Below are 13,587 nucleotides of genomic sequence, written 5' to 3' on the forward strand. Positions count from 1 at the left end.
TACCAATTCCTAATATGAGTGATAAGTGTTTTCTACCGACATTATTTGCCATTTTGCGATATGATTTATTACCAAAGTTCTGAAAAATTTGACGAGACAATTATTGGCGATAGGATTATTGGATTAAATTGTAATATTAAGTAAAAAATTTTAATATGAATGAAATATAAGTTTAGTAGTTTTTGATCAAATTTGTATATTTTTAATGATTTTAGTCAGGTTTTTTGTAAACACTTTATATGGTATTCTAATATTTATTAGTGCTCGTATAAATGTTTACAAAGGGGAGAATGTTTTGGTTGAAGCAGGGTTCGTTGAGGTAAATGGGGGAAAGGTATGGTATCAATTATTCAATAAAGAAGCTGAGGCAGTGCCTGTTATTATTTTGCATGGAGGACCCGGCTCATCTTGTTTTTCTCTTCAGGGTTTGAAAGAGCTTTGTGTCGACAGGCCGGTCATATTTTATGACCAATTAGGCTGTGGACGGTCCGAAAGGCCAACAGACAAATCACTATGGAAACTGGATCGGTTTGTTGAGGAGCTGGGCCAAGTGCGGCATTCACTGAATCTGAATACAGTACATATACTTGGTCATTCATGGGGGACCACCCTTGCTGCAGCTTATTGTTTAACGAAGCCATTAGGAGTGAAAAGTGTTATTTTTTCCAGCCCTTGTTTAAGCGCTCCGTTATGGGAACAGGATCAAAAACGGAATTTAAAAAAGCTCTCAAAAGAAACGCAGGAATTGATTAGAAGATGTGAAGAAAATGGAACAACGGATTCCCAAGAATTCAAAGCAGCCATTGAGGAATTTAATAAAGAATTTGTCTGCAGAATTCAGATGGATCCTGAGGTTAAGAAACAAAGTTCCCAGTATAGGAATCCTGAAGTATATAATGTGATGTGGGGACCTTCTGAATTTACGGTTCTTGGTAACTTAAAAACCTTTGATTGTACATCAAATTTAAAAGAATTAACTTGTCCAACCTTGTTTACATGTGGCCGCTATGATGAAGCAACCCCTGAAACAACTAACTATTACAGCAGCCTTGTTACACATTCGAAATTCCATGTATTTGAGCAAAGCGCCCATATGCCGTATCTAGAGGAACCGGCAGAATACCTGTCTGTCATTAGGGGATTTTTGAAATCTGTTGATGAAGAGTCTAAATAGTAAGAAAGGGGTGGTGTTTGGCATCATCTCCTTTTTCTTTGATATCTAAAAATTCTCCTTTATCATTTTTCTAATCAGCAACCATTAAAAAAATATTAAGAAATTCTTAAAAAAAATAAATTATCATTTGAATATAAGAAACTCCCCTCATAAAAATTGTGAAAGATGACGAATATGTTAGAAATGAAGTATTTTTAAGCAATATTTTTTGAAATCTTTATGTATTTTTCATGTTTTCTGTTTATATTTTGGAAATAGAAAGACGAGGTGGTTGGTTATGAGGAAAATACTTGCTCTCTGTATAGCCGCATATGCATATTTCTATCTATCGAAACAAGGCGTCGTTCCGACAATCGATCAAATAAAAAATATGATAAACCTAAATGAAAATCCATCAGCTCAGCAGACTGTTCCCATTACACAGCAAGAAACGAAGGAATCAACGGCAATGAGTTCGGGAAACAATCAACAGCCAAGTTCAACCTCGATCCCTGCTTCTTATGATAAAAAATATACACCAACAAAGATCCAAACTTATTGGGCATCGATTAATAATGGCAAACTCGTAGTGACTGGGAAGGAAACGGTATATGGACAATATACTAACGCAAATGGGGTAATATTATATATTGATGAACCAAGAGCCAATAAGAAAACAACTATAAAAGTGCCATTTACAAATGGTACGATTCATTATGAATTTCCTCTCACTTATTCAGTAGGGGATGTGATTCTCAATTTAAATGAATATTACAATGGCAAAGCAGATGATCCGAATAAGGTTTTGGGATATGCTGAGTATCATTTAACAAATGGTGATCCATATTTACAGCCAAGCTATATGGTTCAAAGTAATAATCCCACTCTGGTGAACTTGGCAAAAAAAATCACAGCTGGGAAACAGACTGATACAGAAAAGTCGAGGGCCATTTTTGAATGGGTGGCAAAGAACATTGCCTACAATGCCCAATTGGTAAATAGTCCAAACCCGCCGTTATATTCTGCTTTGACGACATATGAAAACCGGGTTGTATTATGTTCTGGCTATGCTGATTTAAGTGCGGCCCTTCACCGTGCAATCGGTATTGAGGCAAAAGTAGATTACGGTGAAAATCATGCATGGAATGAGATTAAGCTCAATGGCGTTTGGCAGACAGAAGACCCAACCTATGCTTCAGGATTTATTAACCTAAATACAGGTAAATTTGTTCGAAGTTACCATCCAGCGTATTTTTACAAATCCGATAAACACAAAGAAGGAGAATATCCTTGGTAATGCTTCTCTGGATAGCAGAGAGGCTTTTTATTTGCATATAACTATGTTTTACATTTTCTTATGAAATTATCATTTTTTCTTAGTAGACACATGAAGGAAAAGCATGTAATGTTTAATTTAGTGGGTATTAACATCTTGAAAAAAATGGTAAAAAGCTGATTTTGACTCTTGAAATGTAAGGAGATAATTCATGGCAGATTTCCAAAGGGAACAAGTACACACACCTATGTCTCGACAAAAAAAAAGGAGAAGATTAAAACCGTTCGTCAGACGTTTTTTATATCTATTGGTCATTGTTGCTGGAATATTACTGATTCCCAAGTTTTTCCATCATTCTGAAACCGCTAAACTTAAAGAGCCCAAATCGGTACATCAATCAGTGACAAAAAAACCGCAATCAAATACGAATGAAATGACAAAGGTTCAAGATATAAATAATGCACCTGTCATTGACCAATACTTAAAAAGCCTAAACTTTAATGGTTCTGTTCTAGTTGTAAAAAATGGGACCGTTCTTGTCAATAAGGGGTATGGCTATGCTGATATGGAAACAAAACGGTCAAATAATTCTTCGACTGTTTTCTACATTGGTTCTATTACAAAAGTGTTTATATCAACTGCGGTTATGCAGCTTCAAGAAAAAGGATTATTAAATATTCACGATCCTCTGGCTAAATATTTACCTGATTTTCCGAATGCTCGTAAAATAACTTTATATAATCTGCTCACACACACCTCTGGGATTCCTGAGCATTCTGAAACAACAGAGCCTATATCACATGATGATTTAATTAAAAAGATAGCTAAAGGTCATTTGAAATTTCCACCAGGTACAATGTGGAATTACAGTGATTCCAACTATAGCATTTTGGGGTATATTATTGAAAAATTAACGCAAGAGCCGCTTGAACAATATGTAACCACACATATTTTTAAACAAGCTGGTCTTGAGCATACCGGATTCGGGAAAACCTATATACAAGAGCCATATCAAGCCAATGGTTATAAAATAAAAAACAAACAAATGATTTCTACAACTTTGCCTGATATGTCCCAATTATTTGCCTGTGGAGATATTTATACGACTCCATATGACATGTATTTATTTGATAAAGCTCTTTATAATGGAAAATTGATATCTGCTGCGAGTTTAAAGGTATTTTTTACGCCATTTAAACATAACTATGCATTAGGAATGTATCGAGACCCTGGAAGCTATTCTGACCATGGCGTTTTGCCAGGCTGGAATGTGTTAAATAGCTTTAGTCGAAATGGAAATAATTTTGTTGTGTTGTTTTCCAATGTACAGAATGGAGTTAAATCGTTAGGTGTTGTAAACAATCAAATCTATCTATTGTTAAAGAATATTCATATAAATCAAACCCGCTCATAGCGGGTTTTTTCAATTGGTAATAATGGTAATAATATCACTCTTGTTCCCACTTATTCTTCTAATATATGATTAATACATCAGGTTGATTGATTAGAAGATTGAGGGGGAATTTATTAAATTGAAAAAAATCCTGATCTTTTTCTTTGCTCTGGGTATGACATTTTCTTTTTTACCAGCCGGGCACAGTTTTGCGCAATCAGAACCGATGATCAAAGTGAAGCTCATCAATTATTTGGGAAATAAGACTGAAATTACATTAAAGCCAAATGGCGATTATCATACAAATGATTCGAATATTGTATTAAAGTCGGGAAATACTTATCTTTTAAAACAGGAAAATGGAAAATTATCCTTATATAAAGACGGTAATGCATTAAACACTTACGATACTTTTTCTGCACAGCCGATTTCGGCAAATTCGCAATTGTCGATTAATGGACGATTATATTTAGGAAGTTTTGATTTTTCTGTGGAAAATAGTCAATATGTACGCCCTGTTAATACAGTTAATGTTGAAGATTATTTAAAAGGTGTGGTTCCGATTGAAATGTATCCTGCTTGGAACATTGAAGCTTTAAAAACTCAGGCTGTGGCAGCGAGAACCTATGCGATGAGTTATATTAATCGTGGAACTATCGATGACACTATTTTATACCAGGTATATGGCGGTTACATTTGGACACCGAATACCACTAAAGCAGTAGATGATACAGTAGGACAGGTTGCACAATATAATGGTCATTTAATTTCTGCTGTATACTCTGCCAGCAACGGCGGAATGACCGAAAGCAATAATGATGTGTGGGGCACAACAGCAGTTCCGTATTTAGCGATTAAGAAGGATCCATATGATCCAGACACACCTTGGAGCTTTTCTTTTCATAAAACGCAAATTGATATTACGTCTCTTGATTTAACAAAAGCTTCTGATTGGTGGTCATCCGTCAATGAAGCGGACTCAACGATCACCTATAATATTAAAACATGGCTAAATAGTAACGGTTATTCTGGCAAGGATATAAAAATTACTTCTATTCCTGTATTTTCGCTACATGATGTCACCGCTGGAGGGCGGGTTAGCAAAGGGGATATTACGGTTAATTTCTTGGTTAAAGATATGGTTGATGCGGATGGCAAGCTAATTCCTCAACAAATCTCATTTACAAATGTTAGTGCATCCAAAATACGCTCCATTATAGGCAATCGTATGATGTGGAGTTATTTGGTAAATAACATACAAACTGATTCGGACATGGTAACAGTAAAAGGTTCTGGAGATGGCCATGGAGTTGGAATGAGTCAATGGGGCGCCAAAAAAATGGCGGATGAAGGGAAAAAATATACTGATATCTTAAAGTTTTATTATGATGGAACGAATATTGCAAAAATGTATGATACAGCAGGGGGGGGAACTGTTCAGTCTAAAGATATGATCTCTGCAACAAAAACAGGCTGGCAGAAGACCCTTGGCAAATGGTATTTTTACAAATCAAATGGTGCGAAAGCAACAGGGTGGCTGAAAGATGCCGGTAAATGGTATTATCTAAATAAAAATGGTGAAATGCTAACTGGCTGGCAAAAAGTAAATGGCAAATGGTACTTTTTAAATTCAAGTGGTGCCATGGCAATAGGCTGGCTAAAGGATCATAATAAATGGTACTATTTGACCTCTTCCGGTGCTAGGGAAACAGGCTGGATTACTGATAAAGGAAAACGATACTATTTATCAGCAAGTGGTGCAATGGTACAAAATCGTCAATATATAAACGGCAAGTGGTACCTATTTTCTAGCAGCGGTAGTTTAATCCACGCCCTATAATAATTGAGAAATTAGCTCCAACAATATGTTGGGGCTTTTTTCAGCCGATAGGATACTTTTCCCTATCAGGCATAAGTGCACTAAGGGATGCTTCGTGAGCATTAGCCTCGCAGTCGAGAAGTTGTGCTTTTTGGCGAACTACACCTCTGACTTTGCAATAACGTGCTCGCCAGTCGGCGAGTTTTCTTTATTGTAGAAAGATCTAAGTTACATGTATAATAGGATCTTTTTTATACCATTTGATTAAATTAGCCTATTTTTAAAGAAAAATGAACAAGAAGTTGGAGAAATTGATCAACCATTTGCTATAATGATTGTTGCGTCATTTTTTTGTATTTAGTAAAAAGTGGAACAGTGCTAGAAAGGTGTTTTTTAGGGGGAGGGTTATTATGAATAGAAATATATATGTATTTTGGGGGTTAGTTATCACCACCCTAATTTCAGCACTTGATGCAAACATCATGCAAACGGCAAGTCCGACCATCGTTAAACAGCTTGGCGGCATGGAGTTGTTTGCTTGGATCTTTGTTGTGTATATGCTGGCGAGTACGGTGACGGTTCCGCTTTACGGGAAATTATCGGATATGTACGGACGCAAAAGGCTGTTGATGATTTCTGTCGGTTTATTTACGATTGGTTCAATTCTTTGCGGAATTGCTAATTCAATGGTGGAGCTCGTTATTTTCCGAGGCATTCAAGGTCTTGGAGCAGGTGGTATGATCCCACTGTCATTGATCATTGTTGGTGATTTATATACAATCGAAAAGCGTGGCCGCATTCAGGCTGTGTTTAGCAGTATTTGGGCAATTTCTTCGATCATTGGCCCGGTCATGGGCTCGTTTTTTGTTGAAGTGCTAACATGGAGATGGATTTTCTTTATCAACGTTCCTATTGGAATTGCTACGATTTTATGTTTAGTGCCTTACCATGAAGAGACTGAATTTAAAAAGACCTATATTGATTATAAAGGTTTTATTCTTTTCGGGATTTCCATCACAATGTTATTGCTTGCTACGAATGTTAAATATCCGATTTGGTACATAATGATTAGCCTAATCTCCTTTATTGTGTTTGTTATTGTCGAAAGAAAGGAAGCGCATCCATTTTTACCGGTAACCCTTTTTAAAAACAAAGGGATTTTAACTACAAATCTGTTCATGTTATTTTACTGTCTATCCTTTTTCGGTACCTCGAATTTTATTCCACTGTATCTTCAAGAGGGTAGTCATATGAGTATTTATAAGAGCGGTTTGATTTTGTTAAGTATTGCAGCAGGTTGGATGTTTGGCAGTATACCTGCAGGAAAATGGATTTTGCGTTTCGGTTACAAAAATCTGTTTATCATCGGCAGTTTTATAACAGCATTTACAGGACTTATTTTATTTTTGTTTATTAAAGAAATGTCCTATGTCACGTTATTTATGATTTTAACGGTTCAGGGTATTTCTTTTGGACTTTTGTTTGCCATCGGCACGATCGCTGTGCAAGAATTTGCCGAGGCAAATATTAAAGGAATCTCGACATCATTGCAAATGTTTTTAAGAAATATCGGTACGTCCATTGGTGTAATGATTATGGGTTTGATTATTAATCATGCAGTAAACATCGTCACGGGAATGCAAAACATATTTTTATATGCCTTTAGTTTAAGTGTAGTAACAGTATTATTAAGCTTCCTGATCCCGGCAAAAACGGCTGAATCAAGTAAATCTTAAATAGGAAATAATTATGTAATCTCATAAAAATCCACTCAATTTCTTGGGTGGATTTTTAAATGCCTATTTTAGAATCTCTTTAAATTCTTTGCCCTTCTGTACGTAGTGTTCACTTGACATTTGTAGCATTTGCAAATCTTTTTCATTTAGCACTCTTACAACTTTACCGGGGGAGCCTAGTACAAGTGAGCGAGGAGGAATTTTGATGCCACCAGCAAGGAGTGTGTTCGCTCCAATAATACATTCCTCTCCAATTTCTACATTATCCAGAATGGTGGAACCCATGCCGATAATAGAGTGTTGTCCGATCTTGCAACCATGCAACACAACATTATGTCCTACTGTTACATCATCTTCAATGACGCAGCTTTCATACATATGAATCGTGGTATTATCCTGAATACTGCACCTCTCACCAATTATAATAGGACCATCATCAGCCCGTAAAACAGCATTAAACCACACGGACGAATTCTTCCCAATCCTAACATCCCCAATCACATAAGCACCTGGCGCAACAAACACTGACTCATCAATAGAAGGAGACTTACCATTATAGGGAATTATCATCAAAATCCCTCCTTTTAAAAATATCAGAATAGTCTAATTTATACCCTTTTCCTAATTATAGCATCAATCATCAAGAAAGTGGTGTCAGGCACTATGTGAAAAAATCACATGGTGCCTGACACCAAAAATATGTAAGCGCTTTAATAATTATCTAAATATAAAAAATAGTCAAAAAATATTGACATGGATTTTTTTCGGTGGTAACCTAGTTAAAAATTAATCATGAATCGATGAAGAGAAGAGTAGGATTTGTACCTTGTCTCAAAGAGAGCTGGCAAATGGTGGGAGCCGGCGGCAGGACTATCTGAAGATCATCTCTGAGATGTATAGCTGAAATAGAACAGTAAGCTATACCGGGAATGTCCGCCGTTAAAATGGAACACGTATGATGGATTGTACGTAGTCGAGAGCCGCTGCAATATTCAAAGCTTAATGCAGCGGAAGTAGGGTGGTAACGCGAGCAAACTCGTCCCTATTCCTAGGGGACGAGTTTTTTTGTTGTATATAAACATTGAAATGATCAATTGAGAAATCGAAGGAAAAATTGGAGGAGATTTTCCATGAGTCAACAAGTTGATAAAAGAACACTAAATGTAGAGGATATCATCATTGCTAGTCATAATATTAAGGATGCCGTTTCACCGACTCCATTGCAATATAACCATTTATTATCTGAAAAATATGGCTGCAATGTATATTTAAAACGTGAAGATATGCAAAGCGTGCGCTCTTTTAAAATTCGCGGTGCCTATAATCGTATTAAAAAACTTAGTCCGGTAGAAATGGAAAATGGGATTATTTGTGCTAGTGCTGGAAATCATGCACAGGGGGTGGCCTATTCCTGTCATCAGTTAAAAATTAACGGGAAAATATTCATGCCAAGTACAACTCCAAAACAAAAAGTGAATTCGGTTAAATTTTGGGGAAAAGACAGTGTTGAAATTGTTCTTATCGGTGATACATTTGATGATGCTTATGAAAAAGCCATGGTATGCTGCCGAGAAGAAAACAGGACATTTATCCATCCATTCGATGATTACGACGTGATCGCAGGGCAAGGAACAGTGGCAGTAGAGATTCTAAATGATTGCTCTGAAAAAATCGATTATGTCTTTGCAGCAATTGGCGGTGGAGGCCTTGCTTCTGGGGTTGGTACTTACCTGAGACATTATTCACCGGAAACTCGCCTTATTGGAGTGGAACCTGAAGGTGCGCCCGGAATGAAAGAATCCATTTTAAAAGGAGATGTAATCTCGCTTAATAAAATTGATCCGTTCGTCGACGGTGCAGCGGTTAAAACAGTTGGAACCAAAACTTTCAATATTTGCAAAGAAATTATCGATGATATTGTGGTGATCCCAGAAGGCAAAGTGTGTACCACGCTTTTATCACTATACAATGAAAATGCAATCGTAGTAGAACCGACTGGAGCGTTATCTGTTGCCGCATTAGATACATACGCGGATGAAATTAAAGGTAAAACTGTTGTTTGTATCGTCAGTGGCGGGAATAACGACATTGGCAGAATGCAGGAAATTAAGGAAAGATCAAAACTCTATGAAGGCCTTCAACATTACTTTATTGTTCAATTTCCACAGCGGCCAGGAGCACTTCGCGAGTTTTTATTTGATGTACTTGGGCCAAATGATGACATCAGCCATTTTGAATATACGAAAAAGAATAACCGCGAAACAGGCCCTGCACTGGTAGGAATTGAACTGAAGGATAAAGAGGATTACTTCTCATTAGTAGAACGAATAAAGGCCAAAGGTTTTCTTTACAGGGAAGTCAACAAAGACAGTACTTTATTTCAAATGTTAGTTTAAAAGTGAACATAAGAAGGTTCAACCAAACACGGTTGGGCTTTTTTATATGTAATGAGAGTTAAAATGCTGATTCAAGAGAAATTTGAAAATCAGACACTTAACAAATCATTGAAATAAGGTATAATATTACTTGTGAAAAAATCTTGTTAATATAGTTTATCAGGATTGATATATATAGAAAGAGTATTTCAATATAATGATCTTGAGCTGATTTAATGAAGAAAGAGAGTGTGTTTTGAATGGGTCGTAAATGGAATAATATTAAAGATAAAAAAGCAGCAAAAGATGCGAATACAAGCCGTATTTTTGCCAAGTTTGGCCGTGAAATTTATGTTGCTGCCAAACAAGGTGTACCTGATCCGGAAGGAAACCAAGCATTAAAATTCGTTCTAGAACGTGCGAAAACCTACAATGTTCCCCGCCACATCATCGATCGTGCGATTGAAAAAGCTAAAGGTGGGTCTGAAGAAAGCTATGACAGCCTTCGCTATGAAGGTTTTGGACCAAACGGTTCCATGGTCATTGTAGATGCTTTGACAAATAATGTGAATCGTACGGCATCTGATGTTCGTGCAGCATTTGGTAAAAACGGTGGAAACATGGGTGTCAGCGGTTCCGTTGCTTATATGTTTGATGCGACAGCTGTTATCGGTGTTGAAGGGAAATCAGAAGAAGAAGTAATGGAAATTTTAATGGAAGCAGATGTTGATGCCCGCGACATTATTCAAGAAGAAGATCATACGATCGTTTATGCGGAGCCCGATCAATTCCACGCCGTTCAAGAAGCATTTAAAGCCGCAGGAATAACAGAATTTTCCGTTGCGGAACTATCGATGCTTCCGCAAAGTGAAGTCACTCTTCCTGAGGACGCAATGGCAAAATTCGAGAAAATGATTGACGCCTTAGAAGACCTTGAAGACGTTCAACAAGTGTATCACAATGTTGATTTAGGTGAGTAAAACATTTCATTGTACTGAACAAATAAAAAAGGTAAGCATGTATATTGCTTACCTTTTTTAACCGATAAGAAATCATAACTTTCCTATCAGTCATATGGGCAACTACGCCTTTGTCGTCGCCTTGCCGTGCTCGCCAGTCGGTGAGTTTTCTTTATCTATCCAATTGTGCATTCAGCCTTCCTGTATTTCCTTTATGCTTCTTCCATGTGAAAAAGCATGTACCATTTTTATTTTTCCAGCTGTGTTAAAACCATATTTCGCATAAACCTTTTCAACTCGTTCATTAATCGGAAACACCCAGAAGTTCTCTATTCCTTTTTTCTTAACTTCTTTGTGCAAAAAATATACTAGTTCACCGATCAACCCTTTACCTCGAAAATCAGCTAAGGTAGCGACACTTTCCAATTCGAGCCTGGTTTCCATGTTCAAAGATACAAGCAGTTGAACAGGCTGTGCCACCATATCTAAGAAGATAATGTGTGAAGAAGGGGTGGTTAAACTCTGCAGCAAATGCTTTTTCGCGGACTTCTTTACCGCCAAACTCCTTAATACTGCATTCCACGGCTAATGCTTCATGAAAATTTTTTTTGGTCACTTTTTCGATAGAAACGTTTCTATTGCACGGGAACTCGTTGATTTCATGATTCCAACATTGAAGAGTAGTAGTCAATTCTTCAGATTTAAAGCTAAGTTTATCCAATTCTTCTATTAATCTTTTTTGTTTTTCAGGTTGATAGATATAAAATCGGGGAATCAATTTTCTTTCATTGTAAAAATTCATGACCTCGTTTATTACACTTTTAGGCTCTTTAGGGACTTCATGAACAAGTGCATGGTTAGCATCATAGTATTTTGGTTGTTCCTCGTTGAAGAATAAGGATCCCCAATCAGTTTCGATTCTACTAGTAAAAGTGTCCAGGTAGGCCATCTCTAACTGCAGGACTTTGTCTATTAATTTCATAGTAAACTCCCATAATGAGTATTTTTCGTTCATATTAAGATAAAAAACTATGTATCTTATTTAGACTGACCAATGCGAAGGGCGGGCAATGTGTGATGGCAATTTTGTCTGTGAATCTCCTTTGGCAGAATTAATTTGCATTTGGGTCAGAAAAATACTTTCGCCTAAATTAGCACCACTTAGATCAGCATCTCGCAAATCGGCACCAATCAGGTCCGCGCCACTTAAGTCAGAGTTTCGAAGATTAGCAGCTATAAGATAAGCCCCTCTAAAATTTACTCCACAGAGATCTGCTCCTTTCAGATTTGCCCCGATGAGATCCGCTCCGCGGCGGTTAACTTTCTTCTGATTTTTCGAAGTCATATTAAACCGTGATCGAACCAGATCGCTTATTTGCAAAAGAAGTGTATTTACATTTGCCCTTATGTTTGGTATATCCAATTCTAAAAGTCTGTCAGCGTCAAGCTGTGTTAGCCTCTTAGTTTCCTCAAGAATGACTTCAAGTTCTTTTGTAAGGGAAGCGCCGGCCTTTATTGCCAAAGCTTCGGTCACGTATAAAAGCATTTCATGCAGTTCCTGCATGATTGGAAAAACAGCAAACATTTTCTTAGCAGTCTCTGGGTTTTGTCGCCAATCGACTCGATTAAAAGTGGATTGCGAAACCTTTTGTCCTGCACCAAAGCATTCGAATACTGTGCACCCTTTAAAACCCTTATGCCTAAGACTTTTATGAATAGCGCATCGAAAATCAGACTGCAAATTAGGGCAGGGAATACCTGCCCCCTTATCAATGGCAAAATCGGCAGTCGCAGCAAAATTTAGCGCGACACAGCACAACCCGAAGCAGTTTTCACAATCAGATCGCAAACTGCTGCGAATAGTTTGAATATCATTACTTTTTAACAATACAATCACCACATTAGATTTAATATATATTATGATTGGATAATTTCCACTATTTTTTCAAACGCCCGATCCGCTTCTGGAAATGGGGAATGGGTAAATCCATGGATCATATTAGGAAATTCATAATAATTTATTTTCACGTCGAGTTGATCCGCTTTTTCTTTAAGTTTGCGGGCATCTACGTAGAGGATATCATGTGTACCAACAAATACAGAAATCTTCCCTAAACCTTTCATGTTACCATTAATCGGACTTAATAAATAATTTGACAGGTCCTCATCTCCTGCATATGCTTTGCCCGCAGCAGCCAAATATTTTACACCCAGTATAGGGTCTTTTTCTTCCAAATCTAACTCGTTAATTTCCGGGTTTGTCATGGTTAGATCTAACCAAGGAAAAAGCAATATGATATTTCCTGGCTGCGGGAGTCCCTTTTCTTGTAAAACTTGAGCTAATGCTAATGCGAATCCACCGCCAGAGGAGTCACCCATCAGAACAATATTTTTCGGCTCTGTTTTGGAAAGCAGTTCTTCATAGATTGGAAGCACTTTTTCAAACGACTCATGAACATGATGGTTGGGGGCCTTCGGATAAACTGGGGCCATGGCAGTTCCATTGATCTTCACAACTAATTTTTGAAGGAACTTCCAATGTTCCGGAGTAGGCTGATTTATATAAGCTCCTCCATGCAAATATAGAATATATGTATCCCCTGGAAAGCTGCTACCCTTTAATATGTAGCTATCCATTCCATTTTTTGTATCCTTAATGATTCCGAATTTTTGTTCAAGATATTTTGGGAATATATATGGTTTGGCGTTTTCCACACGTTTTTGGTCCATCAAGGCCACAAGATTTTTTTCGTCCAACAGTATTCTTTTTTTCGCCTTAAATTCTTTCAGCATTCTTTCAATAATTAAACCCATTATGTACACTTCTCCATTGTTATTTATATACAACATTAATAATGGCATATTCATTTTACAAG

General features: G+C 37.1%; 10 protein-coding genes, 1 pseudogene and 1 other annotated feature. Of the genes and pseudogenes, 7 read left to right on the forward strand and 4 right to left on the reverse strand.

The features are described from left to right. The first annotated feature begins 295 nt into the window (after window positions 1–295). The 5 genes from HPT25_RS19255 to HPT25_RS19275 all read left to right on the forward strand — a co-directional run bounded on the left by HPT25_RS19255 (window position 296) and on the right by HPT25_RS19275 (window position 7,377). Window positions 296–1,174 carry a proline iminopeptidase-family hydrolase gene (locus HPT25_RS19255; RefSeq protein ID WP_246277232.1) on the forward strand — a complete coding sequence of 293 codons (879 nt, stop codon included), beginning with the start codon at window positions 296–298 and terminating at the stop codon, window positions 1,172–1,174. A gap of 277 nt (window positions 1,175–1,451) precedes the next feature. Further along, complete coding sequence (locus tag HPT25_RS19260; RefSeq protein ID WP_173067885.1) at window positions 1,452–2,450, forward strand: transglutaminase domain-containing protein; 999 nt, start codon at window positions 1,452–1,454, stop codon at window positions 2,448–2,450. A 190-nt stretch (window positions 2,451–2,640) separates the two neighbouring features. Next, a complete protein-coding gene (locus HPT25_RS19265) occupies window positions 2,641–3,843 on the forward strand; it encodes a serine hydrolase domain-containing protein (protein WP_173067888.1) in 1,203 nt (400 codons plus the stop codon). 154 nt (window positions 3,844–3,997) lie between these two features. Further along, entirely contained in the window at window positions 3,998–5,662 is a 1,665-nt protein-coding gene (locus tag HPT25_RS19270; RefSeq protein WP_217269762.1) for a SpoIID/LytB domain-containing protein, read from the forward strand. A 389-nt stretch (window positions 5,663–6,051) separates the two neighbouring features. Next, entirely contained in the window at window positions 6,052–7,377 is a 1,326-nt protein-coding gene (locus HPT25_RS19275) for an MFS transporter (protein ID WP_173067894.1), read from the forward strand. Between the two features lie 63 nt (window positions 7,378–7,440). Here HPT25_RS19275 and HPT25_RS19280 read toward each other — a convergent pair whose 3' ends face one another. Beyond that, window positions 7,441–7,947 (reverse strand): gamma carbonic anhydrase family protein, encoded by a 507-nt coding sequence (locus tag HPT25_RS19280; protein ID WP_173067897.1) that lies wholly within the window; start codon window positions 7,945–7,947, stop codon window positions 7,441–7,443. Between the two features lie 221 nt (window positions 7,948–8,168). Next, window positions 8,169–8,424 (forward strand) — a binding site (T-box leader). Between the two features lie 83 nt (window positions 8,425–8,507). On the opposite strand from HPT25_RS19280, the gene ilvA reads away from it, so the two are divergent. Next, entirely contained in the window at window positions 8,508–9,773 is a 1,266-nt protein-coding gene (gene ilvA, locus HPT25_RS19285; protein WP_173067900.1) for a threonine ammonia-lyase IlvA, read from the forward strand. Between the two features lie 239 nt (window positions 9,774–10,012). Then, a complete protein-coding gene (locus HPT25_RS19290; RefSeq protein WP_173067903.1) occupies window positions 10,013–10,732 on the forward strand; it encodes a YebC/PmpR family DNA-binding transcriptional regulator in 720 nt (239 codons plus the stop codon). Between the two features lie 171 nt (window positions 10,733–10,903). Here the strand turns inward: HPT25_RS19290 and HPT25_RS19295 are convergent. The 3 genes and pseudogenes from HPT25_RS19295 to HPT25_RS19305 all read right to left on the reverse strand — a co-directional run bounded on the left by HPT25_RS19295 (window position 10,904) and on the right by HPT25_RS19305 (window position 13,525). Continuing rightward, a pseudogene (locus HPT25_RS19295) lies at window positions 10,904–11,693 on the reverse strand (GNAT family N-acetyltransferase). Window positions 11,694–11,753: 60 nt separating this feature from the next. Further along, on the reverse strand, window positions 11,754–12,599 hold the full coding sequence (locus HPT25_RS19300) for a pentapeptide repeat-containing protein (RefSeq protein ID WP_173067906.1): 846 nt from the start codon (window positions 12,597–12,599) through the stop codon (window positions 11,754–11,756). A gap of 29 nt (window positions 12,600–12,628) precedes the next feature. After that, window positions 12,629–13,525 (reverse strand): alpha/beta hydrolase fold domain-containing protein, encoded by an 897-nt coding sequence (locus tag HPT25_RS19305; RefSeq protein ID WP_173067909.1) that lies wholly within the window; start codon window positions 13,523–13,525, stop codon window positions 12,629–12,631. Window positions 13,526–13,587: the final 62 nt, after the last annotated feature.

The sequence above is a fragment of the Neobacillus endophyticus genome, from assembly GCF_013248975.1.
GTDB lineage: Bacteria > Bacillota > Bacilli > Bacillales > Cytobacillaceae > Neobacillus > Neobacillus endophyticus.